This is a genomic window from Micromonospora sp. GCM10011541 (assembly GCF_042650725.1).
Taxonomy (GTDB): domain Bacteria; phylum Actinomycetota; class Actinomycetes; order Mycobacteriales; family Micromonosporaceae; genus Micromonospora; species Micromonospora sicca.
Genome location: NZ_JBHSBP010000012.1, coordinates 113,173 through 136,985 on the forward strand (window position 1 = coordinate 113,173; position 23,813 = coordinate 136,985).

Annotated in this window: 17 protein-coding genes; 10 read left to right on the forward strand and 7 right to left on the reverse strand. The window is 71.5% G+C overall.

Annotated elements, in window-relative coordinates; genetic code table 11:
• Positions 1 to 22 precede the first annotated feature (22 nt).
• On the reverse strand, positions 23 to 1,684 hold the full coding sequence (locus tag ACFOYX_RS07500) for a hypothetical protein (RefSeq protein WP_377533853.1): 1,662 nt from the start codon (positions 1,682 to 1,684) through the stop codon (positions 23 to 25).
• A gap of 48 nt (positions 1,685 to 1,732) precedes the next feature.
• Entirely contained in the window at positions 1,733 to 5,482 is a 3,750-nt protein-coding gene (locus ACFOYX_RS07505; protein ID WP_322440428.1) for a glycoside hydrolase family 2 TIM barrel-domain containing protein, read from the reverse strand.
• A gap of 269 nt (positions 5,483 to 5,751) precedes the next feature.
• Between ACFOYX_RS07505 and ACFOYX_RS07510 the strand changes: the two genes are divergently transcribed.
• The 8 genes from ACFOYX_RS07510 (at position 5,752) to ACFOYX_RS07545 (ending at position 16,931) form a co-directional block, all read left to right on the forward strand.
• The gene (locus ACFOYX_RS07510) at positions 5,752 to 7,449 is read left to right on the forward strand and encodes a glycosyl hydrolase family 28-related protein (RefSeq protein WP_322440427.1); all 1,698 of its coding nucleotides are present in this window, start codon (positions 5,752 to 5,754) and stop codon (positions 7,447 to 7,449) included.
• Positions 7,450 to 7,790: 341 nt separating this feature from the next.
• The gene (locus tag ACFOYX_RS07515) at positions 7,791 to 9,338 is read left to right on the forward strand and encodes a glycosyl hydrolase family 79 C-terminal domain-containing protein (RefSeq protein WP_322440426.1); all 1,548 of its coding nucleotides are present in this window, start codon (positions 7,791 to 7,793) and stop codon (positions 9,336 to 9,338) included.
• A 223-nt stretch (positions 9,339 to 9,561) separates the two neighbouring features.
• The gene (locus ACFOYX_RS07520) at positions 9,562 to 11,238 is read left to right on the forward strand and encodes an ABC transporter substrate-binding protein (protein WP_322440425.1); all 1,677 of its coding nucleotides are present in this window, start codon (positions 9,562 to 9,564) and stop codon (positions 11,236 to 11,238) included.
• Between the two features lie 6 nt (positions 11,239 to 11,244).
• Positions 11,245 to 12,201, forward strand: a complete 957-nt coding sequence (locus ACFOYX_RS07525) for an ABC transporter permease (RefSeq protein WP_200213248.1) — start codon at positions 11,245 to 11,247, stop codon at positions 12,199 to 12,201.
• Positions 12,198 to 13,082 (forward strand): ABC transporter permease, encoded by an 885-nt coding sequence (locus ACFOYX_RS07530; protein ID WP_322440424.1) that lies wholly within the window; start codon positions 12,198 to 12,200, stop codon positions 13,080 to 13,082. Before ACFOYX_RS07525 ends, ACFOYX_RS07530 begins: the two co-directional genes overlap by 4 nt.
• Positions 13,082 to 14,146, forward strand: a complete 1,065-nt coding sequence (locus ACFOYX_RS07535) for an ABC transporter ATP-binding protein (protein ID WP_322440423.1) — start codon at positions 13,082 to 13,084, stop codon at positions 14,144 to 14,146. Before ACFOYX_RS07530 ends, ACFOYX_RS07535 begins: the two co-directional genes overlap by 1 nt.
• A complete protein-coding gene (locus tag ACFOYX_RS07540; protein WP_322440508.1) occupies positions 14,143 to 15,144 on the forward strand; it encodes an oligopeptide/dipeptide ABC transporter ATP-binding protein in 1,002 nt (333 codons plus the stop codon). The genes ACFOYX_RS07535 and ACFOYX_RS07540 overlap by 4 nt, the downstream gene beginning before the upstream one ends.
• Complete coding sequence (locus tag ACFOYX_RS07545) at positions 15,141 to 16,931, forward strand: gamma-glutamyltransferase family protein (protein ID WP_322440422.1); 1,791 nt, start codon at positions 15,141 to 15,143, stop codon at positions 16,929 to 16,931. The genes ACFOYX_RS07540 and ACFOYX_RS07545 overlap by 4 nt, the downstream gene beginning before the upstream one ends.
• Positions 16,932 to 16,934: 3 nt before the next feature.
• On the opposite strand, the gene ACFOYX_RS07550 is transcribed toward ACFOYX_RS07545, so the two are convergent.
• Positions 16,935 to 17,615 carry a GntR family transcriptional regulator gene (locus ACFOYX_RS07550; protein WP_236648201.1) on the reverse strand — a complete coding sequence of 227 codons (681 nt, stop codon included), beginning with the start codon at positions 17,613 to 17,615 and terminating at the stop codon, positions 16,935 to 16,937.
• Positions 17,616 to 17,773: 158 nt separating this feature from the next.
• Here ACFOYX_RS07550 and ACFOYX_RS07555 point away from each other — a divergent pair, with 158 nt between their 5' ends.
• Complete coding sequence (locus ACFOYX_RS07555) at positions 17,774 to 18,433, forward strand: YoaK family protein (protein WP_161557940.1); 660 nt, start codon at positions 17,774 to 17,776, stop codon at positions 18,431 to 18,433.
• Positions 18,434 to 18,465: 32 nt separating this feature from the next.
• Here ACFOYX_RS07555 and ACFOYX_RS07560 read toward each other — a convergent pair whose 3' ends face one another.
• On the reverse strand, positions 18,466 to 19,722 hold the full coding sequence (locus ACFOYX_RS07560; RefSeq protein ID WP_322440421.1) for an MFS transporter: 1,257 nt from the start codon (positions 19,720 to 19,722) through the stop codon (positions 18,466 to 18,468).
• 84 nt (positions 19,723 to 19,806) lie between these two features.
• On the opposite strand from ACFOYX_RS07560, the gene ACFOYX_RS07565 reads away from it, so the two are divergent.
• Positions 19,807 to 20,688, forward strand: coding sequence for a winged helix-turn-helix transcriptional regulator (locus ACFOYX_RS07565; protein WP_322440420.1), 882 nt, complete (start codon positions 19,807 to 19,809; stop codon positions 20,686 to 20,688).
• Between the two features lie 178 nt (positions 20,689 to 20,866).
• Here ACFOYX_RS07565 and ACFOYX_RS07570 read toward each other — a convergent pair whose 3' ends face one another.
• From ACFOYX_RS07570 to ACFOYX_RS07580, 3 genes are all read right to left on the reverse strand, one after another.
• Positions 20,867 to 21,646, reverse strand: coding sequence for an ABC transporter ATP-binding protein (locus ACFOYX_RS07570; RefSeq protein WP_375373464.1), 780 nt, complete (start codon positions 21,644 to 21,646; stop codon positions 20,867 to 20,869).
• 65 nt (positions 21,647 to 21,711) lie between these two features.
• Complete coding sequence (locus ACFOYX_RS07575; RefSeq protein WP_322440419.1) at positions 21,712 to 22,737, reverse strand: iron chelate uptake ABC transporter family permease subunit; 1,026 nt, start codon at positions 22,735 to 22,737, stop codon at positions 21,712 to 21,714.
• Positions 22,734 to 23,798 (reverse strand): iron ABC transporter permease, encoded by a 1,065-nt coding sequence (locus tag ACFOYX_RS07580; protein WP_322440507.1) that lies wholly within the window; start codon positions 23,796 to 23,798, stop codon positions 22,734 to 22,736. The genes ACFOYX_RS07575 and ACFOYX_RS07580 overlap by 4 nt, the downstream gene beginning before the upstream one ends.
• Between the last annotated feature and the right edge of the window lie 15 nt (positions 23,799 to 23,813).

Here is a 23,813-nt window from a genome sequence, read left to right on the forward strand (position 1 = left end):
CGACGGGCGTGGTGGCGGCCGGTCAGCCGTCGTGGCCGTGCAGCGTGACGACAACCGCCTCGCCGGCGCCGAGCGTGACCTGGAAGTGCCCCGCCTCGGCGGTGCCCACGGTCGGCTGGAATCCGGGCCAGCTGCCGTCCGCGGACACCACGCGCCCGTCGATGCGTACGCCGGGTGCGTCGAGGGTGCGGCCGGCGCCGCTCGGGTCGTCCGGCGTCATCCGGTCGATCTCGTACGTGGCGCCGGGCGCCGCCACGTCGAGTGACACCGGCTGGTCACCCTTGTTGATGAGGAACGCCCGTCGCTCCGACGCGCCGCCGTCGACGCGCCAGGCCTTCACCTGCCCGCCCTGCGGTGCGTTGACCGCCACGGGCATCGGCCGGAGCCCGGTCGTGCCCTGCGCGAACCGAGCGAACAGCAGCAGTGCGTAGTACTCGGGCGCCGGGGTCGGCGCGCCCATTGCCGCCGACGGGTCGAAGTTGATCGCGTTGTAGTAGCCGTTGCCCTCCTCCGGGTGGAAGAAGGCCCGCACCTCGGCGTTGTGGAAGTTCACCCCGATGGCGCCGGTGCCGCACTCCGCGTTGACCGACGGGGCGTGCGGCGGCTGCGGGCACGCCGCGTTGAACATCGTGTCGAGCGCCCAGACGGCGCTGGCGGCGACGTCACTGACACCGTGCGCGCCCCGCCCCGCGGCGGTGTTCAGTTCCTCGACCCGGTAGCCCAGGCCGCGGCGGGCCGCCTCGTTGGCGTGCGTGTACACCTGGTAGTTGAAGTTGGCCGACCGCTCGTCGGAGAGCAGCGCCGGGATCGTCGGGCAGCGGTACGGGTCCGTGGCGCACGTGCGGGCCAGTGGGTAGAAGTGATCAGCGGCCCAGGCCCCGAACGCGCCGGCGTTCGCCTTCGTCGCCGGGGCGGTGGCGTCCAGGATGGCCGGCCAGTCCCAGAAGAAGCGCGTTTCCACGCTGCGGTCGGCGATGCTGGTCCAGGGCGCGATGGGTTCGCTCGTGTTCGGGGTGACGATCGGGTACGGCCGGGTGGCGTTCGCGCCGGAGAAGGCGGCGAAGTCGCCCAGGTACTGCTGCAGGTCATAGCGGTAGGAGAGGTCCGGCTCGTTGCCGAGCGAGACGGCGGCCACGTCCTCGTCAGCCCCCGCGAACGCCGGTCCGACCCCCTGTGTGACGAAGGCCCGGGCGTGCTCCGGGACCCGCCACGGCCGCTGAGCGGTGGGCGGCGACATGGCGGTGCCGAGGATGACACCCCAGTTCGGCGTGCCGTCGCCCGCGATGTGGTCGGCGTTCGCGGCGTCGAGGGTCGCGCGGATGTCGGCGAGGTCCTCCGGGGTTATCACCTCATCGGTGTTGACCGCGGTCGCGTCGAAGGGCATGACGTCCTGCGACGACCCACCGATCCGCAGCACGCCGGTCCCCAGGTTGCCCAGCAGGTTGGCGAAGGCCGGCCGGGCGGTCGGGCCCATGTACCGCTCGATCAGGGACCACTCGACACTGAAGCCGACGAAGTGTGCGGGGACGGACCCGCCGCCGACCATGGGCCGTGGGTCGAGCCGTACCGACGCGTGGACCGGGCCCGTCGCCGTACCGGGGGACTCGGCGAAGCTCACGCCGGGACAGGCGAGCACCACCAGCGCCACAGCGGCGGCGACGCCGCGGGCGGGACGATTTCTCATGCGCGTACGCCTTTCGTGGTCGGATCAGCACATGTTCCGTGGTCGGGATCAGGACATGGCGAGTGCGGCGAACCGCCAGTACTGGCCGGCGTTGTCCGCGGCGAGGGTCAGGTCGACCGTGCGGCCGTTCGGCCCCCCGTCGATCGGGAACGTGAGCCAGCGGAACTCGCCGGTCGGCGACGGGCTTTCCAGGTGGGCGACCGTACGGCCCTCGCTGGACACCGTCATCGGGTCGGCGGCGAAGCCGGCGTCGCCGACGAGGAGGTGGACCTCGTGGCTGCCGGCCGGTACGTCGAGTCGCAGGGTGGCGGCCGCGCGGTCGGTCACGATGTCCCGGCGCAGGCTGTCCGGTCCGCCGCGGTCGCGGGACTGCGGCGGGGTGCCGATCCAGCCGTAGCCCCTGGCCGGATCCCAGCCGTCGGAGGGCGACAACCGGCGGTACGTCGGCAACAGCGGGCTGTTCGCGGTGCCGGCATCGAGCGCGAGCCGCACCTGGTCACCCCGCGGCGTGGTCACCGCTCGTGCCTCCGGCCGGCCGTACACCGGCGAGTCGGTCGCCGTCACCGCTGCGGCGAGGGTCGCCACCTGCGGCGCCTGCGCGGGGGTCACGGAGACCGGGATGGTGACCTTCGCGAACGCCGGCACCGCCTGCGAGGTCGCCCCCGACACCCAGCCCGCAGGGACGGCCAGGCGGGCGTCGACGGAGACCGGATGGTCGGTGCCGTTGGCGACGGTGATCCCGACCTGCCCCGCCTCGCCGGTGAACAACGGCTGGTCGGGGAGCGTCAGGCCCTGCACCGAGACGTGCCCGGAGGTCAGGACGGTGAGGTCGTCGACGTATGTCGGGACAACCGGTGGTGCGGCGCCGCCCCCGACGGCCTGCACCGCCACCTTCGGCGACCCGCCGAGGCTCGCGGTGCCCAGCGGGTACCAGTCCCGGCCGTCGCTCGAATACTCCGCGGCGACGTCCGCGCCCCGGCGCACCAGCCGTAGGTGCGCGGACTGTCCGCCGTACGGGATCGACAGTCGGCTGCCGATCTTTCCGCCCGACTCGGCCAGGAACTCCAGTGCGCGTCGCCCGTCGACCCAGCCGAGGTCGGCCTTCACATAGTTGTCGTCGTCGACGTACGCGTAGAGCCCGACCTGCTGGAAGTCCGCGGACAGTTGCGGCGCGTCGAGCGTGGCGGTGGCGCTGAAATCGGCCTGCGGCGTGTCGGTGCGCACGAACAGGTTCCGGCCGTCGCCGCCGGCACCCGTCTCGCCACCGGCGAGGGTCGACAGCCGGAGCGAGCCGGGCCGGTCCTGGAGACTCCAGCCGGAGCCGTCCGGCCGGATGATCTGCCAGCCGGCGTCCAGCGCGCCGGAGTCGAAGTCGTCACCTGCCGGGCTGGTGACGGTGTCGCTGCTGCGCACGGTGAACGGCGCCGGCAGGGCTTCGGTGTCGGCGTCGACGACGGCCCGCACGAACCCGACCGAGGAGAGGTGGTCGGCGGTGAGTGTCCCGGTCAGCGTGACGTCGACCGTGGTTTCGCCGCCGGCGGGCACCGTGAAGGGCACCGGCTGCGCGGCGAAGCCCGGCGGGGGTTCGACCACGACCGTGCCGTGGCCGCCGTGGCCGAGCGCGTCCACGATCGTCACCCGCTGGCGCAGCGTTCCCGGCTGGTCCAGAGGCGCTGCGAGGACGCTGGCCCGGGCGATCCGCACCGGCGAGAACATCACCCGCCAGCCGAGTTTGTGGGATCGGTGGTAGGTGTCGAGCCCCTTGGTGTGGAAGGGCGGCACCGGTTCCGGGTTCTGTCCGGATCCCCACGTCGGAGTGCACCAGAACTCGGTCGAGGTCCAGTACATCTTGCCGATGAGGTGCGGCCGGTTGTTCAACAGCCGGTTGTGCTCGTCGATCAGGGAGGCCTGGTAGAACTCGGTCCCGCGACCCACCCCGTCCCGCTGGTGGACCGCTTCCGCCCCGTACTCGCTCAGCAGGATCGGCTGCCCGGTCATCTTCTGCAACGCGTCCAGGTGCGAGGTCAGGCTCTCCAGCGTGGAGTACCAGCCGGCGTAGTAGTTGGTCGCGAAGAAGTCCTGGTAGGGGTAGGCCCGGTCGCGGGTGTGCCGGTGGGAGACCTGGGTGTAGAGCCGGGTCGGATCGATGCTGCGCCCGTAGCCGATGACGTCGCGGACGTAGTCGACGGCCCCGTCGGTCTCGGTGGCGTTCTCGTTGCCGACGGACCAGGCGAACAGGCTCGGGTGGCTACGGTCCCGGGCGACCATCCGGGCCAGCGTCCGCTTGCCGAACTCCTGCACCTCCGACCTGCCGAGGAAGGTGCCCGGCTGTGAGCTGATGTTGTTGATCTCCTCGATGACCAGCAGGCCGTACTTGTCGGCGGCGTGCAGCTCGGCCGGGGTGGTGGGGTAGTGGGCGGGCCGGAAGATCCGGAAGCCCTTGTCGTGCAGTGTCTTGATCTCGCGGTCGGCCAGCCCGTCCGGTTGGGTGCGACCCAGTCCGGGGTAGTCGGCGTGCCGGTTGAAGCCGGGCAGGTCCTGGATCGGCTTGCCGTTGAGCAGCAGGTCGAGGCCGTGGACGGCGACGGTGCGGAAGCCGGTCTGCTCGACGAGTTCCTGCCAGGCGGCGTCGCCCAGCGGACGAAGGCGCACGGTGTAGAGGTTGGGGTGGTCGAGGTCCCAGAGGGCGGGTCGGGGGACGTCGAGCTCGATCGGGGTGGCGGCTCCGCCGCCGGCGGGCACGGTGGTGTGCACCTGCTGCGGGCCGAGCACGCGTGAGCCGTCCGGCCCTTCGACGGTCAGCAGCGCGGTCACCTGCCGGGGGGACGTGGTGGCGTTGACGCCGGTCGGGCGCAGGGTCAGCTGCCCGTCCGCCGTTCCCTCGGCCCGGGTCTCGGTCAGCGCCACAGCGGGCGTGCGCTCCAGGCGTACCTGCTGGAGCAGGCCACCCCAGTTCCAGTACAGGCCCTGGACCGGACGGGCGTACTCGCCCATGGTCGAGACCCGGTTGTCGATCACGACCGCGATCGTGTTCGTACCCGGCCGTACCGCCCCGGTCACGTCGAGCCGGGTGGGCAGGTACCCGCCGGTGCTGCTGCCCACGTCCACGCCGTTGACGAAGTACCTGCAGGTCCAGAAGCACGATTCGAAGGCCAGGGCGGTGCGGTCACCCGGATCGGGCGCGTCGAGGTCGACGGTCCGGCGGTAGACGCCGACCACGCCGTTGTCGTCGTTCCACTTCGCCCGCACGGCCCCGAACGAGTCGGGTACGACGATGGTCGGCCACGCGCCGGTGTCGTACTCCGGCCGCACCGCCGGCGGTACCGTCCCCGCCAGGGCGCCCTCGGGCAGTTCCGCGGCCGTCGCGAACTGCCACCCGCCGTCGAGGTGCTGGACTCCGGGGCCGGCCGGTGGCGCCTCGGTCACGACCCGTTTGGTCGCCGTGAGCGTGCCCGACGGGGTGTCCGCTTCGGCCTTCAGCGTGTGTGAGCCGGTCGGAAACCAGGCCGCGTCGGTGGCGGTCGCCCAGACCGGGGTGGTCCTGGTCTGCCGCGCATACACGTCGGTCAGCTCGGACAGCTGGACGTCGTCCAGGTAGAACCGTACGGCCGTGGTATCCGGCGGAGCGTCGACCTCGAGATCCACGGTGCCGCCGAGCAGGCTGTCGCTCGGCGACGTGAAACGGATCCCCGTTTCGGCCGCGCCGGCGCCGTGGGCGGGCGCGACCAGCACCATCGCCAGGGCGACGGCGAGGGCGGACAGGCAGGCGGTGATCGGTCCGGGAAGGCGGATCCTCATGACTACGTCCTCGCGTTGGTGCCGGGATGGACGGGTTCCGGTTCGTCAGGCGCCTGCGTGCGTCCGGAGCAGCGCAGCTTCCTGAAACCGTTTGCGGTTCCCCTGATGCCAGCAAACGGCTGGTACATCAGTCAATGCATTCGGTGGGATGAAACAAGTTTCAGTCTTCGAACGCATTGACCGCTGGCCCAGGTGTTTGGTGTCGTGAACGTCGGACCGCAAACGGTTTCAAGGCTTTCCGTAAGCGACGAGGGCTCGGAGGAAACGCCATGCCGCCGATCACGCATCCCGCCATCAGCCGACGAGGGCTCTTCGGCTTGGGGGCGGCCACCACCGTCGCCACAACCCTGGCCGGCGCCGCTCGCCCGGCCCGGGCGGCGTCGGTGGACGCCGTCTCGCAGCCGAGGGACGCCTCCGCTGACCTCCTCGAACAATGGCGGGCGGCCCACGGCTGTCATCCACTCGTGCCGGACGTGTCGGCCGCCGGCTACCGGCTCGGCGAGCGGCCGCCGACGCCCTCGGTGGTCACGAAGGTCACCGACTTCGGCGCCCGTCCCGACGGGACAGACTGCACGGCGGCGTTCAATGCGGCCGTACGACAGGCGGGCGAGCACGGTGGGGGCGTCGTGCTGGTCCCGCCGGGGACCTACACGCTGTCCGGGCCGGTCTGGATGCACTGGTCCGGAGTGGTGCTCCGCGGGGTCGGCCGGGACTCCACCGTGCTGCATTTCGCGCGCACCCTTGACGACGGCTACCGGCCGAACCGCCAGTCCAACGGCAACAGCCGCTGGTCCTGGACCGGCGGGCAGATCTGGTTCGTCTCGCCCGAGCGCCGCGCCCGGTCGGAGGCGGAGGACTACGCCGGGACCGAGGGGTGGCTGCTCGGTGACGTGCTCGCCGAGGTCGGCGCCGCATCCCGCGGACAGCGGACCCTTGTCGTGTCCGGCACGAGCCGGCTGACTCCCGGTGACATGGTCGTCCTCGAGTGCCAGAACCCGCCGGACGCCGGCCTGCTGAAGCACCTCGCCGGCGACGTTCCCGGGACCCGGGACTACGACTGGCCACGCGGGGCGCCCCAACTGGTGACGGGATCCGGCGGGCAGTACGTGCAGTACGCGACGCTGCAATGGCCCGTGCGGGTCGAAGCGGTGCTCGGCGAGCGCCTCGTCCGGCTGGCACAGCCACTCAAGTACGACCTTCGGCCCGGCTGGCCGGCGCGGCTGCGCGCGATCGGCCCCACCGTGCGGGACGCCGGCGTCGAGCACCTCACGGTCAGGAACGAGCTCGTCCCCCAGACCGCCCACAACCGGCACCCGGGCTCGAACGGGGTGTGCTTCCAAGCGGTCCACGACTGCTGGGCGCGGGACGTACGCGTCGAAAACTGCGACCTCGGGTTCGGGCTCACGTCAGCCAAGTCGATCACCATCACGGACGTGACCGTCGGCGGGCGGGCCGCCCACCACAGCTTCGCCTGCCGCATGCAGTCCAACGACAACCTCGTGGAAGACTTCGAGATCGAGCGGTTCAGCGTCCCCGTTCCCTCCGGCGCCATCCATCACGGTCTCAACCTCGAGGGGCTCTCGGCCGGGAACGTCTACCGCCGGGGGCGCATGGCGGAGGGGACGTTCGACACCCACCGCGCCCTGCCCTTCGAGAACGCGCGGACGGACATCACGCTCGAGAACAACGGGCGGGTGGGTGGTTCCGCCGCGTCGGGCCCCCTCTTCGGCGCGCGGATGGCGCATTGGAACGTCAGGATCACGAACGGCCGACCGTACGCGGTCACGATCGCCGATGTGGCGCCGCGCAGCGTGACCGTCGGCGTGCAGGGCGTCGAGGACACCAGCAGTGGGCTGTCCCGCGATTTCTCCGGCGACCTCGAATCGCTGCTCGCCGATCACGGGTCGGCGCCGTCCGTCGCCGACCTGTACGCCGCGCAGCGTGGACAGGTGCCCCTGTCCGGCTGAAACTTGTTTCATCGGTGTGAATCCTTGCCCAGTCGTACCGCTGGTGCTGGACTTGCCATCACGCAGCAAACGATTGCACCGCCACCAGTTCGGACGATCTCGGGCCGATGTTGCGCGGCCGTACGCCCGGTCCCGCCCGCTCAGGGGTGAGAGGCCCGGCGAGGGGTCACAGCTGCAAGGGAGAACGAGTGCGCATGAGTGCTCAAACCGCAAGCCCACCTGTCGAGCCGGATCGCGGAGCCCGAACCGCGACGTCTGCCGCCGTTCGCCGACGTCGCCTCCTGCGACGGTCGCTGGTCGCCGGCGTGCTGGCGGCCGGGCTGGTGGCGGCCGGGAGCGGCATGCGAGCCGCCGCCGACGACGCCCTTCCCCCGACTGCAAGCCTCACCCTCACCGCCACCGTGAACGGGCAGAACGCGGGGCTCGGCGACGAGTTCCAGGGCTTCTCGGTGGAGTCGGCGGACTTCGCGCACGGCTTCCTGACGAGGGAGCGGATGGCCGAGCGGCTGCGGACCCTCGGGCCCCATGGCGTGATCCGACTCGGTGGCTACTCGATGGACCTGGTGTGGCCGGCCTTCGGTGCGTGGAGTGACGCGCCGGCTCCGCCGCAGGCGATCGGCGGCACCGTCGACCAGTCCGACCTGAACGGCCTCAAGCAGTTGCTGGACGACACGGGCTGGAGGGTGACCCTCGGCGCGCCGCTGAAGACGGTGATCGACCCCTCCAAGATCAAGAACCCGGCGCGGGACCCGTCCCCCGACGTGAGTCTCGATCAGGTGGTCGCTGAGGTGGCAGCCGCCTACGAGACCCTCGGCGGGGACCTGCTGGGCGTGGAGTTGGGCAACGAGTACGACAACGTCACCACGCTGACCGATGCCGAGATGTGGGAGACGGCCAAGCAGTATCAAGCCGCCATCGACCGGGCACTGCCGCAGGCGCGCCTGAAGGTGATCGCTCCATCGGCCAACACGGCGAAGACCAACACCAGGCTGGACGGGTTCGTGACCGCGGCGCTGGCCGACGAGGCCACCAACCCCCAGCAGGTGCTCTCGGAACTCGCCTCCCACTGGTATCCGTGGAGCCACTGCGGCTCGTCCCGGGTGACCATCGATCAGCTGATGTCCCCCCTCACGTACACGAACACCCGGAGCAAGCTCGCGGGCATCATGGCGGTCGGCGACCGCCTGCCCGGCACGATCCCGATGACGCTGAACGAGTCGAACTCCGCCTCGTGCAGCGGGATGCCGGAAGTGAGCAACTCCTACGCCACCTCCCTGTGGTCGCTGGACTACCTGCTCCAGGCGGCCCAGAGCGGCGTCGACAGGCTGCAGTTCCACACCAACACCGCAGCGATCTGCGGCGACTTCAAGCCCCGCGACTCCGCCGACTACCCGATCTCCTACCGCTACTACGGCGCCTTCTGCGCGGCGGACCAGTCGGCGCTCGACGCGAACGAGCTGTCGGCGACTCCGCTGTACTACGGCATCTGGGCGTTCCGGCAGGTGCCGCAGGGGCGGTTCGTCGACCTGGACCTCGCCGACGCCGACCTGGACAAGCTCCGCGCGTACGCCGTCATGGGGCTGAACGGCACGCTGACGGTGGTGCTCATCAACGTCCAGGACCCGGCCAGGGCGGAGAGCGCCTACGACTCGGTGACCCTCCACCTGCCATCGTCGTACCGCACGGGACAGCAGGTGACGCTGCGGAGTTCGGCGCCGGAGGGATTCGCCTCGCTGGACGCCGGTCGCATCACCCTCGGCGGCCGCACCGTGACGCCGGCGGGAACTGCCGCCGGTACGGCACAGTCCACCGCCGTCCCGGTCGAGCACACCTCGTCGACGGTGACCGTCGCGCCGGGCACCGCCCAGATCATCACCTTCTCGCACTAGTCGGGGTCGGATGACGGTGGCGCAGTGGCGTCACCGTCATCCCTCGGCCCGACCCCGCCGGTCACTGCTGACTGGATGTCTGCCAGCTGGCCGACCCGGATCACGGGCCGGGTCTATCCATGATCTTCGTATGTGCGGCCGTGCGGCGGCTACCTGGAGATCCCTTGCGCCATGCATCGTATACAACATACGCTCCCCGAATCGCCCACTTGAGGAGCTCCCAATGACGAACCTCTTCTTCAGCGAAACGAGCCCGGGGAGGCTCGCTCCACTCCGGGCCGCGGTGGCGGCGGTCGTTGTTGCCTGCACCGTCGTGGCCTGCTCACCGGTGTCGGACAACGGGGGCGGCGGCCAGTCCGACGGGAACCAGTCCGCAAGCCAGGATTCCTTCGGCACGCCGGCCGACCCCGCTGCGGTGAAGCAAGGCGGCAAGCTGGTCATCGCCCTCTCCGCGGAGCCCGACGCCCTGGACCCGAGCCTGTCGCGGAGCCTCTACTCGCGCTACGTCTTCCAGGCGATGTGCCAGAAGCTCTACGACGTGAACGAGCAGGCGCAGGTCGTGCCGCAGCTCGCGACCGCCCTCCCCGCCATCAGCAGCGACGGTAGGACGGTGACCATCCCGCTGCGTCAGGGCGCACGCTTCGCGGACGGAACCCAGTTCGACTCCGCCGCGGTGAAGGCCACCCTGCAACGACACCTGACCCTCCCCAGGTCCGCGCGCAAGAGCGAACTCGGTCCCATCGAGAGCGTCGACACGCCTGATCCCCAGACGGTCGTCGTTCACCTGAAGCAGCCGTTCGCACCCCTGGTCGGAGCGTTGGCGGACCGCGCCGGCATGATCATGAGCCCGAAGGCGCTGGGCAGCCTGGGAGAGAACTTCGCCTCGGCGCCGGTCTGCGTCGGACCCTTCAAGTTCGCCAAGCGGGTGCCGCAGAACTCCATCGACGTCGTGAAGGACTCCAACTTCTACGACGCTGCCAAGGTCCACCTCGACGCCATCTCGTGGCACATTCTCAGCGACGCGAGCATCCGCGCTGCCAACCTGCGCTCCGGCGACGCCCAGGTCGCCGATAGCATCTCCACCCAGGATGTCGGCTCGTTGCGAGCGGACGCCGCTGTCTCCGTCCTGCAGTCGCAGTCTCTCGGGTACCAGGGCCTCACCTTCAACATCGGCAACGTCGACGGCGTCGGGACACCGCCCAAGCCCATCGACCGCCCCATCGCGAAGAACGCCAAGGTCCGACAGGCCTTCGAGTACGCGATCGATCGGAAGGCCCTGGTCCAAGCGGTCTTCAACGGGCTCTTCGGTGTCGCCTGCTCGCCGATCTCTCCCGCCAGCCCGTTCTCGTCCCCGGAGGCGCAGACGTGCCCGGCGCACGATCCCGCCAAGGCCAAGCAGCTGCTCGCCGAAGCGGGTGTTCAGACGCCGTACCCGGTGACGATGCTCGCGTCGAACACGCCCGACACGCTGCGTCTCGCGCAGGCGCTGCAGGCCATGGTCAAGGAGGGCGGATTCGACCTGAAGATCAATCCGGTGGAGTACTCCTCCCTGCTCGACGAGCAGGACCGCGGCAACTTCGAGTTGCTGCAGCTGGGCTGGAGCGGGCGGATCGACCCGGATGCCAACATCACGAACTTCGTCGGTACCGGCGGCAGCCAGAACGTCTCGGGCTACAGCAATGCCCAGCTCGATGCCGTGCTGACCGAGGCTCGTCAGTCGAACGACGTCGAGGCGCGCAAGAAGCTGTACGGGCAGGCGGTGACGATCCTTCAGCAGGATGACGCGCTGATCTACCTCTACCGGCAGCGGAACCTGACCGCCGTCTCCAAGAAGGTGCAGGGCCTGCAGGTCTTCCCGGACGGCGTGATCCGAGCGGCCTTCGCCGGGTTCACCAAGTAGGTCCTCGTGATCCGCTACCTACTCAGGCGCGCCTGGCAGTCAGCGCTGACCCTGTTGTTGTCGACCGTCGTGGTGTTCCTCGGCGTGCGGGCCCTGCCCGGGGACCCGGCGCTCGCACTGGCAGGGGAGGACCGGTCGCCCGAGGCGCTGGAGGCCATCCGTCACCACTACGGGCTGGACCAGCCGCTGCCACTCCAGTTCGCGCAGTACGTGGAACGCGCTGTGCAAGGGGACTTCGGGGTCTCGATCCGAACCGGGACGCCGGTTTCGTCGATGCTCACGACCGCCCTGCCCGTGACGGCCGAGCTCTCCGTCCTGGCGATCCTCATCGCCGCGGTGCTGGGCGTCGGCGCCGGTGTGCTCGCGGCGGTACGCCGCGGGCACCCGGCGGAGTGGTTGGCCAACGGACTGGCACTGGTGGGTCTGTCGGTGCCGCACTTCTGGCTCGGACTGCTCGCGATCCTCTACCTCTCCGTGGCGACGGGGCTGTTTCCGGCCTCCGGTTTCGTGCCGCTCCTGCAGGATCCGGTGGACAACCTGCACCACATCGTCCTGCCGGCCGTGATTCTCGGTACGGGGCTCGCCGCCATCATCATGCGACAGACGCGATCCGCGATGTTGGACTCGCTCTCCTCGGACTACGTGCGTACGGCGAAGGCGAAGGGGCTTCGGCCGCGAGCGGTCATCACCCGGCATGCTCTCCGGAACAGCCTCATCGTGGTGGTGACGATCGTGGGCCTCCAACTCGGAGGCCTGATATCCGGCGCGGTCGTCACCGAGCAGATCTTCGGGCTCCCGGGCTTCGGCAAGATGACCATCGATGCGGTGTTCCAGCGGGACTACCCGGTGATCCAGGCTGTCGTCCTGCTCACCGCGACGGCCTACATCGTGATCAATTTCTTCGTTGACCTGCTCTACTCGGTCATCGACCCACGAATTCGTGTGACGGGGGATCCGGCATGACCGTCCTCACCGTTCCGCTGGCGGAAGCCGGGCCTGCCAGCCTCACTCGGCGCACCCGGGTCCTCAGACGGTTGAGAAGGAACCCTCTCGCCGTGGTGAGCTTCGTCGTGCTGGCGCTCGCGGCCGTCGTCGCCCTGCTGTCGCCCTGGATCGCCCCCTATTCCGTCGAGCAGACCGACTTTGGGCACACGTTCTCGCCTCCGGGCACTCCCGGACACGTCCTGGGAACCGACGACCTGGGCCGTGACGTCCTGTCCCGCATCATGCTGGGGGCACGAGCGTCCCTCGAGGTGGGACTCCTGGCGGTGGCCACCTCTCTGATCATCGGCGTGCCGCTCGGGCTCGCGGCGGGCTATTTCCGGGCATGGGACGCGGTGATCTCACGGTTCACCGACCTCCTGCTCACGTTCCCGTTCCTGATCATGGCAGTTGGGTTGGCCGCCATCCGGGGCGCCAGCCTCGGCAACGCCGCCGTGGCCATCGGGATCGCGCAGATCCCGGGGGTGATCCGCGTGGTGCGCTCGGACACGCTGCGGCTCAAGTCGCTGGATTTCGTCGCCGCGGCCGTCGTGGACGGTGCGAGCGACCTGTGGGTGCTCGCCCGGCACATCCTGCCCAATGCCACGTCGGTGATCCTGGTGCAGGCCACGGTCGCGATCCCGGCGGCGATCCTGGGAGAGGCGGTGCTGTCGTTCCTCGGCCTCGGCATTCAGCCCCCGGCCCCCAGCCTGGGAACCATGCTGGCCACTGCTCAGCAGTTCGCCGCCCGCGCCCCGTGGGCAGCGATCTTCCCTGGTGTGGTGATCATGATCCTGGCACTGGCGTTCAACGTCTTCGGTGACGCCCTTCGTGACGCCCTCGACCCGAAGGGAGACCGGTGATGACCACGGTGGAACGCCCGGGCACCGCCTCCTCCGTGCTCGGCGCACCCGTGCTGGAGATACGCGATCTTTCGGTCTCGTTCACGACCGAGGGCGGGACGGTCTCGGCGGTCGACCGGGTAAGTCTGGATCTCGCCCCCGGGGAGATCGTCGGCATGGTGGGCGAGTCAGGCTGCGGCAAGAGCGTCACCGCGATGAGCATCGCGGGCCTGCTGCCGAGCAGCGCCCGGATCTCCGGTTCGGTGCGGCTGAGGGGAACCGAGCTGGTCGGCACCCGGGAGTCGGTGCTGCGCCGAGTGCGCGGTAAGGAGATCGCCTACATCTTCCAGGAACCGATGACGTCCTTGAACCCGGTGCTCACCGTCGGGCGCCAGATCGGTGAGGTGCTGCAGGTTCACGAGCGGATGTCGAGGCCGGCCGCTCGGGCGCGGGCCGTGGAGTTGCTGTCGCTCGTCGGGATCCCGTCCGCCTCGAAACGTGTCGACAACTACCCGCATCAGCTCTCCGGAGGCATGCGCCAGCGGGTGATGATCGCGATGGCGGTGGCCTGCGGCCCGAAGGTGCTGGTGGCCGACGAACCGACCACCGCCTTGGACGTCACGGTCCAGGCCGGCATCCTCCAGGTGCTCCGCGACCTGCGCGACAGGCTGGGCACGACCATCCTCGTCATCACGCACGACCTCGGCGTGATCGCCGACGTCGCGGACCGCGTCGTCGTCATGTACGCCGGGCGGGTGGTGGAACGGGCGCAGGTCACCGACCTGTTCGCACATCCGTTGCACCGGTACACGGCCGGGCTGCTGTCGGCCTCACCGACCCCGGGAAAGCATGCCGGCACCGCGCGGCTGCAGGAGATCCCCGGCCTCGTGCCCGTCCTGTCAAGCCAGCCCGACGCGTGCACGTTCGCGGACCGGTGCCCGGCCGCCGACTCGCAGTGCCGTGAGTCCGCCCCGCCCCTCGAGGTGGTCGGGACCGGAGGCGCGTTCGCGGCGAAGGACCACCTCGCGGCATGTTGGCACCCCTGCCCGGCACCTCGGACGCAGCCTCAGGAGACGGAGATATGACGCCGCAGCCGAACGCCCTCGAACTCGAGGACCTGGTGATGCACTTCGGGCCGGTGCGAGCTGTGGACGGTGTGTCCCTCGCCATTCCGAAGGGCCGGGTCACGGCGCTGGTGGGCGAGAGCGGCTCCGGGAAGTCGACGGTGGGCCGGTGCGTGGTGAGGCTCGTGGAGCCCACCGCCGGCGTGGTCAGGATAGGCGGGACCGATGTCACCCATCTGTCCCGGCGACAGCTACGTCGGCACCGAAGTGAGGTGTCCATCGTCTTCCAGGACCCCGCCGGCTCGCTGGATCCGCGCATGCTGGTGGGCGACGTGGTGGCTGAGCCGTTGCGTCTGTCGGGTGAGCGGATCTCGCGACGCGACCGGGAGGCGCGCGTCGCCACGGAACTCGGGAGGGTGGGCCTGCGGGCCGAAGTGGCGCGCCGCTATCCCCATGAGCTCTCCGGAGGGCAACGCCAACGGGTCAGCATCGCCCGGGCGCTGATCTCCGAGCCAACGCTGCTCATCGCGGACGAACCCACGAGCGCGCTCGACGTGTCGGTGCAGGCGTCGGTGCTCAACCTCCTGGCCGACCTGCAGCGGGACATCGGGTTCGCCTGCCTCTTCATCACCCACGACCTGTCCGCGGTGGAGTACCTGGCGGACGAGATCGCCGTCATGTACCTCGGGCAACTCGTCGAGACGGGCTCACGTGAGCAGATCTTCACGCGACCCGCCCATCCCTACACACAGGCGCTGCTGGCGGCCGCACCGGTGGCCGACCCGGTCCGCCAACGGCAGCGTCAGCCGGTCCTGCTCGGCGACGACCTGCCGTCCGCCCTGGACCCTCCCTCCGGCTGCCGCTTCCGCACCCGGTGCCCGCTCGCGTTCGACAGGTGCGCGACGGAGGTGCCGGCGCAGGTTGAGACCGGTGGCGGGAAGGCCGCGTGCCACCTGGTTCAGCCGGACGGCACCCGGCCTGACGTCCGGACCGCTGACAACAGTGAGGTGCTTTCATGACGTTCACGACCAGGCCCACCCTGCAGGGAACCTTCGGGATGGTGTCCTCGACGCACTGGCTCGCGAGCCAGGCCGCCATGGGGGTCCTCGAGCGCGGTGGGAACGCCTTCGACGCGGCCGTCACCGCCGGGTTCGTCCTGCACGTCGTGGAACCACACCTCAACGGGCCGGCCGGTGAGGTGCCCGCCATCGTCGCGACGGCCCAGGACCCGGCCCCGAAGGTGCTGTGTGGGCAGGGGCCCGCGCCCGCCGGTGCGACCATCGAGCGCTTCCGGTCCCTCGGGATGGACCTGATCCCGGGATCCGGCCCGCTCGCGGCGGCCGTGCCCGGCGCCGTGGACGCCTGGCTCCTCCTGCTGCGGGACCACGGCACGCTCTTCCTGGAGGAGGTGCTGGAGCCGGCGATCGGATACGCCGGCGCCGGCCATCCGCTGATCGGCAGGGTCGGCGACACCGTGGCAGCCGTGCAATCGCTGTTCGAGGAGCACTGGCAGACCTCTGCGGAGCTCTGGCTGCGCAACGGCAAGCCGCCGGCGGCGGGCGAGATGTTCGCCAACCCGGCCTACGCGCGGACTCTTCAAAGACTGGTCAAGGCCGGACAGACAGGCGGCTCCGACCGCGAGGCGCAGATCGACGCCGCACGTCGTGCCTGGGGTGAAGGTTTCGTCGCCGAGGCGATCGACCGGTTCTCTCGGGAACCGTTCCAGGACTCCAGCGGGCGTCCCCACGCCGGCCTCGTCACCGGCGCGGACCTGGCTGCCTACTCTGCGACCTGGGAGGAGCCGGTAACCCTCGACTGGAACGGCTACTCGGTGGCGAAGACCGGTTTCTGGGGCCAGGGCCCGGTGCTGCTGGAGACGCTGTCGGTCCTCGACGCGCTCGACGACCCCCACGCGTACGACCCGTCAACCGCTCGCGGCATCCACGCCCAGGCCGAAGCGCTCAAGCTCGCTTTCGCCGACCGCGAGGCCTGGTACGGCGATGGCATCGACGTGCCCGTGAAGGCGCTCCTCTCCAGGGAGTACGCGCGGGAGCGGGCAGGTCTGATCGGAGGACGGGCGTCGGCGGAGCTACGACCGGGGCGTCCCGATGGAGCGGAACCCCGCCTCCCTGCCCATGCCCAACGGAGTGCCGGACGTCGGGCCGACGTGGTGGATCCCACGACGGGCGAGCCGACGGTGAAGCCGGACGGCGTGACCCGCGGCGACACCTGTCACGTCGACGTGGTCGACCGCTGGGGCAACATGATCTCCGCCACCCCGAGCGGCGGCTGGCTGCAGAGCTCTCCCACCATTCCGGACCTCGGCTTCCCCCTCGGCAGCCGACTCCAGATGTTCTGGCTCGAGGAAGGTCTCGCCTCGTCGCTTGCCCCGGGGCGCCGACCCCGTACCACCCTGAGCCCGACGATGGTGCACCGCGACGGCGCGCCCGTACTGGCGTGCGGCACCCCCGGCGGCGACCAGCAGGATCAATGGCAACTGCTGTTCCTGCTTCGCCATCTCGCGGGAGGTCGGGCCCTGCAGGAGGCCATCGACGCGCCCATGTGGCACACCACCAGCCTGCCGGCGTCGTTCTACCCGCGCGACTTCGAGCCCGCCGTCCTGGTGCTGGAGGACCGCCTGGACGAGGATGTCCTGACGGCACTGCGCGCGTACGGGCATGAGGTACGGCTCTCCGGCTCGTGGAGCCTCGGCCGGCTCTGCGCCGTGACCCGCGACCCGGCTACGGGTGTGCTCGGGGCCGGGGCGAACCCGCGGGGCATGCAGGGCTATGCCTGCGGCCGTTGACCACTAGTGGGCTCCGTACCCGCCTTCGGCGTTCTCGTAGGCGGCCGCGGATGCCGCGTCGAGGTGGGAGAGCGCGGCCTGCTCGGCTCGCTCACCGTCACCCGACTCGATGGCGTCCACCAGCTGAATGTGCTCGCTCCACGAGTGGGGTGCTCGTTCCGCGGCGCCCAGCCGGAAGACCCATTGCACATGGAGGTACAGCGCCTTGGCGATCGATGACAGCCAGGGGTTTCCGCTGATCCGGAGGATGCGCAGGTGCAGGGCCGTGTTCAGTTCGGCGACCCGCCGCAGGTCCTGCTGCTCCGTCGCCTCGCGGCCCTGCTCCAGCAGCGCCCTCAGGGCGGCCACGTCCGCCGCCGTCGCCCGCTCGGCCGCCAGCCGGGCGGCCAGCGCCTCCAGGCGCTCGCGCACGGCGAACATGTCGGCGATGGTTCCGCTGCTGGGGGAGGCGACAACCGCCCCTCGTCTGGGCAGGATCACGACGAAACCCTCTGCCTCTGCGACGCGCAGTGCCTCCCGGACCGGGTTGCGCGAGACGCCGAAGTCCTCGGCCAACCGGTCCTCGGTCAGCCGCTCACCGGGAGGGTAGTCGCCATTGATGATCGCGGTCCGTAGGGCGGCGAGGACCTGGTCGCGTAGCGGCAGGTGTTGAGCACCGAGCTTGTCCCGCAGGTCTTCAGCCACCTGATCGCCTCTCCATGAACGTCCAGCCGAAGTGTATACGAAGAACAATTTGTGGAGGACAGCCGACAGTGTTGAGAACAATGCCCCGCGTCATGCGCTTCCGCGTCACAGCGAGAGGAAACCCGGATCTGCTGAGGCGAAGGCAGGCCCTCGTTGTCGTGCTCACGTTCCTGACCGGCTGCGCCGACGCCGTTGGCTTCCTCTCCCTGGGTGGCGCCTTCTCGAGCGTGATGACGGGCAACATGGTCCTGCTCGGGCTCTCCGCGGGCAGAGGCGAAGCAGATCTGGCCCTGACGTCAGGCTGCGCCATCGTCAGCTTCATCGCCGGAGTCCTCGCGGGAGCCCGACTCGCCGGTTCGGCGCAGCCGGGCGACCCCGTCTGGCCGGGTCGGGTCACCCGGGCGCTCGTCCTGGAACTCCTGGTGTTCGTCGTCTTTCTCGTCGTCTGGGAGCTCAACCCTGCCAACCGCTCGGAGCACGTCGATCTTGCTCTCCTGATGCTGTCGGCAGCGGCGCTGGGCGTGCAGAGCAGTGCCATCCAGCGGTTCGGCGTACCGGGCCTCTCCTCCACATACCTGACAGGCACGCTCACGAGCCTGATCGCCGGTGTTGCCGCTCGGACCCCTTGGCGTGGCTTGCGGCCCAAGGCTCAGGTCCTGGCGGCCCTGATGAGCGGCGCCGCTGTCGGTGCCCTGGTGGCTGTACACCTGTCCGCGTGGTCACCGGCACTGCTGATCGTGCCACTCGTGTTCGTCATCGCCGTGTCGTCGCGGATGGCTGAGGAACCCGGCGTCGAGGTGTCGCCCACCGCTCGGTAGGGCAGAAACAGTACGGCGGGGGCGCGGCGACGTCAGGGCGCGGCTGCCACGCGTTCCCGCGCGGTCGGTCCGTCGACCGCCAGGTCGGTCAGGTCGCGCAGACTGCGGACGGGGGAGAGGAGCAGGGCCAGCGGGGCCAGCACTGCCGCCCCGGCGAAGGCGAAGAGGGTGACCCGGGCACCGACCAGCCCGGCGAGGGCGCCGGCGGCCAGCCCGCCGACCGGGATGGCGCCCCAGGAGACGAACCGGACCGTGGCCATCACCCGGGAGAGCAGCTCCGGTGGGCTCGCGGTCTGTCGGTAGGTGCGGGTGGTCACGCTGAGCACCACCACGCCGCCGGCGAAGGCCACGTTGCCGACCGTGAAGGCAAGGTACGCCGGCCAGGCGACACCCACCGGGACGGCGAACGCGCCGCCGACGGCGACCAGGCAGGCCACCACGAGGGAGCGGGCCGTGCCCCACCGGCGGGTGATCCACGGGGTGAACGTGGCGCCCACCAACGACCCGACGCCCTCCACGGCCAGCAGGACGCCGACCAGCGCGTGCAGCTCCCGGACCAGGTAGAACGGGTAGACGGCGAGTTGGGCGCCGCAGACGAAGTTCACCGCCGTGGCCGTCCACATGGTCGGCCCCATCACCGGGTGGCGCGTCACGTAGCGCCAGCCCTCACCGATCATCTCGGCCAGCGGGGGCCACCGGTCCGGGGCGTCGACCCGCCGGGCCGGCAGCGAGCGCAGCAGCGCGGCCGAGACCAGGTAGCTGGCCGCGTCGACCAGCACCGTCGGCACCGCGCCGAGCGCCTGCACCGCGAGCCCGCCCAGGGCGGGGCCGCTGAGCTGGGTGGCGGCGTGCGTGGCGGAGGTGAGGCTGTTGCGGGCATGCAACTGCTCCCGGCCGAAGAGGGCCGGCAGGAAGGTGGCGTTGGCGACGTCGAAGAGCACGTTGGCGAAGCTGACAACCAGCGCCACGACGACCAGTTGGGCGACGGTCAGCCAGCCCCACCACCAGGCGACGGGGATGGACGCCACCGCCACGGCGCGGGCGAGGTCGGCGCCGACCTGGGCGCCGCGCAGCGGCAGCCGCTGCACGATGACGCCGGCGGGCAGCCCGACCACCAACCAGGCGACGTAGCTCGCGGCGGCGATCAGACCCATCTCGAACGCGGACGCGTCCAGCACGGTCAGGGCGGTCAGCGGCAGCGCCACCGCGCCGACCGCCGACCCGACCGAGCTGGTCGTGCCGGCGGTCCACCAGCGCCAGAACACTCCGGCCCCCTGCCTGACGGTCATGCCGTCGACCCCCGTTCACGAGGCGGTGAGTTCCAATCTGAAACGGACTATAGTCGACGAGGGCGACCGGGCGGGAGGTGGCAGGTGAAGCGGACGGATCTCGGCGACGCCGACTGCGGCATCGCGCAGGCCCTCAGCGTGCTCGGCGACTGGTGGACCGTGCTGATCGTCCGCGACATCGCCGGCGGCACCACCCGGTTCGACGCCCTGCAACGGGAGCTGGGCGTCAGCCGCCGGGCACTGACCGAACGCCTCGGCGCGCTGGTCGAGCACGGCGTGCTTCGCCGCCAGCCGTACTCGGCGCACCCGCCGCGTCACGACTACCTGCTCACGGCCAAGGGGGAGGGCCTGCTGCCGGTGCTGGTCGCCCTGCAGGGCTGGGGCACCCGGCACGTCATGGGCGCCGGCGACCTCACCGCCACCGCCGACGCGGACTCCGCCGAGGCTCGCCGCGTACACCAGCTGGTCGGCCGACGGGTACCGACGATGACCCTGGCCCGGCACGACGGTGGCGAGGACGCCCCAGCCGTGCCCGGCAGCTGGACCGTGCTCTACCTCTTCCCTGGGGCCTTCGCCCCCGGCGCCCAGGGCCTGCCACCCGGCTGGGAGGACATCCCCGGCGCCGTCGGCTGCACCCTCGAGTCCCGCACGTACGCCGACCGGCACGACCTCTTCCGGGCCGCCGGCGCCGAGGTGCGCGGGGTGAGCACCCAGCGCCCCGACCAGCTGCGCGCGTTCGCGGAGCACGCCCGGCTGCCGTACCCGCTGCTCTCCGACCAGGACGGCCGGCTCGCCGCCGGCTTGCTCCTACCGACCTTCCGGGCCGGCGGGGTGGACCGGCTCAAGCGGCTCACCCTGCTGCTCGACCCGGACGCCGTGGTGCGCGCGGTGCAGTTCCCGGTCGCTGACCCGGCCGGCTCGGTAGACGAAATGCTGGACCTCGTCGCGCGGCAGCGTTTCCCCTGAGCACCCGTTGCGGAAACCTCGGTGCGGCCGCGCGGGGCGAGCGAAACGGGGGCGGGATCGGCGTATCCGGGGGGAACTGGCTGAGCCACTCCCGGAACTCTCCTGCGGTCACCGGCATCGCCGGCTCCTTCCCTTGTTCGACCGGAACCTACATCGGGGTCGACGGATCGGCGGAGCGTTACGCCGGCGCCGGGCCGACCCGGCGGCGGGCGGCGGGCACGACCAGCGGCGTCCCGGTCTCGGGGTCGTCGATGACCCGGCAGGGCAGCCCGAACACCTCCTCGACCAGGGCGGCGGTCACCACCCGGCGCGGCTCCCCGGCGGCGACCACCGCGCCGTCGCGCATGGCCACCAGGTGGGTGGCGTAGCGGGCGGCCTGGTTGAGGTCGTGCAGCACCGCCACCAGGGTGCGCCCCTGCTCCTCGTGGAGCCGGGCGCACAGGTCCAGGACCTCGACCTGGTGGGCGATGTCCAGGTACGTCGTCGGCTCGTCCAGCAGCAGCAGCGGGGTCTGCTGGGCGAGCGCCATGGCGATCCACACCCGCTGCCGCTGCCCGCCGGAGAGCTGGTCGACCGGCCGGTCGGCGAGGTCGGCCACGCCGGTGTCGGCCATCGCCCCGGCGACGATCCGCTCGTCGTCGCGGGACCACTGGCGCAGCAGTCCCTGGTGCGGGTGGCGACCGCGAGCGACGAGGTCGGCGACGGTGATGCCGTCCGGGGCGACGGAGGATTGCGGCAGCATGCCGAGGACCCGGGCGACCTCGCGGGTGCCGCGGCGGTGGATGTCCGCGCCGTCGAGCAGGACCGCGCCGGCGGCGGGGCGGAGCAGCCGGGCGAGCGCGCGCAGCAGCGTGGACTTGCCGCACGCGTTGGGACCGATGATCACGGTGAACGAGCCGTCGGGTACGGGCACCGTCAGGTCCTCGGCGACGGTCCGCCGCTCGTACGCGAGGGTCATCGCCCGGCCGACCAGCCGGGGGGTGTCGGCGCGCATGGGTGGTGCTCCGTTCTCGTGGGGGCGGGTCACAGCCGCCCGGCTCGACGTTCGGTGGTCAGCAGCCAGACCAGGTGCCCACCGCCGATCACCCCGGTCACCACGCCCACCGGCAGTTGGTGCCCGGTGACTGCGTGCTGCGCGAACTGGTCGGCGGCGACCAGCAGCGCCGCGCCGAGCAGGGTGGCCGGCAGCAGGTTCGGTCCCGGCGCCCGGGTCAGCCGGCGGGCCAGGTGCGGCGCGGTGAGCGCGACGAACGACACCGGTCCGGCGGCGGCCGCGGCGAGCGACACCAGCGCGACCGCCGCCGCGAGCAGCAGCGGCCGCAGCCATCGCACCGGTACGCCGAGCGTCGTGGCCAGGTCCTCGCCCATCCCGGTCACGCCCAGCGCACGCCCGGCGGCGAGGACGGCCGGCCCGAGCAGGGCCAGCGCCGCCAGCAGGGGCAGCGCGTTCACCCAGCCCCGCCCATCCAGGCTGCCGGTGAGCCAGAGGGTGGCCCGGGCGGCGTCCGTCAGTGGCGCCCGGGTCAGCAGGAAGCCGTTCACCCCGGCGAGGATCGCCGTGACGCCGATGCCGACCAGCACCAGCCGGTGGCCGGACAGGCCGGGCCGCCCGGCGAGCGCGTACACCGCGGCGCCGGTGGCGAGTCCGCCGGCGACGGCGGCGGCGCCCAGGGCGAGGCTGCTGCCGCCCAGCACCACCACGGTCAGCCCGCCGGTCGCCGCGCCCTGGGTGAAGCCGAGCACGTCGGGGCTGCCGAGTGGATTGCGGAGCAGCGCCTGGCACACCGCGCCGGCCAGGCCGAGGGCCGCCCCGACGCCGAGGGCGGTGGCGAGCCGGGGCAGCCGCAGGTCGAGGACGATGAACCGGTCGGCCGGTGCGCCCCCGCCGGTCAGGGCGCGCAGCACGTCGGCCAGGGGGAGGAGTTGGTCGCCGCCGGCCAGGGCGAGCGCGGCGAGGGCGAGGGCGAGCAGCGTGATCCCGGCGCCGACGGCGAGCGTCCGGGCCCGCAGGCGCAGCGACAGACCGCCCGGCAGGCGCAGCACGATCATCGGCGCGCTCCCCGGCGGACCAGGTGCAGGAAGACCAGGCCGCCCAGCACCCCGGTCATCGTGCCCACCGGCAGTTCGCCGGGGCGGCCCAGCACCCGACCGGTCAGGTCGGCGGCGAGCAGCAGCACCGGCGCGAGCACCGCGCAGTACGGCAGCGACCAGCGCAGGTCCGGCCCGGTGAGCGCCCGGACCAGGTGCGGCACCAGCAACCCGACGAAGACCAGCGGCCCGCACGCCGACGTCGCCGCCCCGCACAGCAGGGTGACCGCCACGATGGCCGCCGCCCGGATGGCGCCGGGGCGGGCGCCAAGGGTCCGGGCGGAGTCATCGCCGAGGGCGAGCGCGTCAAGCGGGCGGGCGCTGACCAGCGCGACCAGCAGTCCGACGGCGACGAAGGGGAGCACCCGCGGGACGGTGTCGTCGCGCGCGTCGGCGAGCGAGCCGACGGTCCAGAACCGCAGCCGCTCCAGCGACGCCGCGTCGAGCAGCATCACCGCGCTGACGTACGAGTAGAGGACGGCGTTGAGGGCCGCGCCGGCGAGGGCCAACCGGGTGGGGGTGGCACCGCGACCACCGCCGACCGCGTACACGGCGACGGTGACGACGGCGGCGCCGAGCAGCGCGTACCAGATGTCGCCGGACGCGACGCCCAGGACGGCGGTGGCGGTGGCGACCGCGGCGGAGGCGCCGGCGTTGATGCCGAGCAGGCCGGGGTCGGCCAGCGGGTTGCGGGTCAGCGTCTGGGTGACCGCGCCGGCGACGCCGAGCGCCGCGCCGGCGACGAGGCCGAGCAGCGTACGGGGCAGGCGCATCCGGTGCACGACGGCGTACTCGGGGGAGTCGGGTCGCAGCAGGCCGTGCCACACCTCGGCGGGGGAGAGCTGTTTCGCCCCGACGGCGATGCTGAGCCCGGCCACCACGGCGAGCAGCAGCAGGCTCAGCGCGAGACCCGCGAGCCGGCGGGCGGTGCGGCGGGGCGCCCGGGCCGCCGGCGGTGTCGTCGGGGGCGGGGCGGTACGGGTGGGGGACAGGGCGGACTCCGATGCAGACCTTCTTGACAGCGCTTTAGGTTAGGC

Excerpts from the sequence above, each read along its gene's own strand:
- ACFOYX_RS07535 (WP_322440423.1), top strand. The coding sequence starts at position 13,082 with ATGACCACGGTGGAACGCCCGGGCACCGCCTCCTCCGTGCTCGGCGCA.
- ACFOYX_RS07545 (WP_322440422.1), top strand. The coding sequence starts at position 15,141 with ATGACGTTCACGACCAGGCCCACCCTGCAGGGAACCTTCGGGATGGTG.
- ACFOYX_RS07500 (WP_377533853.1), bottom strand. The coding sequence starts at position 1,684 with ATGAGAAATCGTCCCGCCCGCGGCGTCGCCGCCGCTGTGGCGCTGGTG.
- ACFOYX_RS07575 (WP_322440419.1), bottom strand. The coding sequence starts at position 22,737 with ATGATCGTGCTGCGCCTGCCGGGCGGTCTGTCGCTGCGCCTGCGGGCC.
- ACFOYX_RS07505 (WP_322440428.1), bottom strand. The coding sequence starts at position 5,482 with ATGAGGATCCGCCTTCCCGGACCGATCACCGCCTGCCTGTCCGCCCTC.
- ACFOYX_RS07560 (WP_322440421.1), bottom strand. The coding sequence starts at position 19,722 with ATGACCGTCAGGCAGGGGGCCGGAGTGTTCTGGCGCTGGTGGACCGCC.
- ACFOYX_RS07520 (WP_322440425.1), top strand. The coding sequence starts at position 9,562 with ATGACGAACCTCTTCTTCAGCGAAACGAGCCCGGGGAGGCTCGCTCCA.
- ACFOYX_RS07540 (WP_322440508.1), top strand. The coding sequence starts at position 14,143 with ATGACGCCGCAGCCGAACGCCCTCGAACTCGAGGACCTGGTGATGCAC.
- ACFOYX_RS07515 (WP_322440426.1), top strand. The coding sequence starts at position 7,791 with ATGCGAGCCGCCGCCGACGACGCCCTTCCCCCGACTGCAAGCCTCACC.
- ACFOYX_RS07570 (WP_375373464.1), bottom strand. The coding sequence starts at position 21,646 with ATGACCCTCGCGTACGAGCGGCGGACCGTCGCCGAGGACCTGACGGTG.
- ACFOYX_RS07510 (WP_322440427.1), top strand. The coding sequence starts at position 5,752 with ATGCCGCCGATCACGCATCCCGCCATCAGCCGACGAGGGCTCTTCGGC.
- ACFOYX_RS07530 (WP_322440424.1), top strand. The coding sequence starts at position 12,198 with ATGACCGTCCTCACCGTTCCGCTGGCGGAAGCCGGGCCTGCCAGCCTC.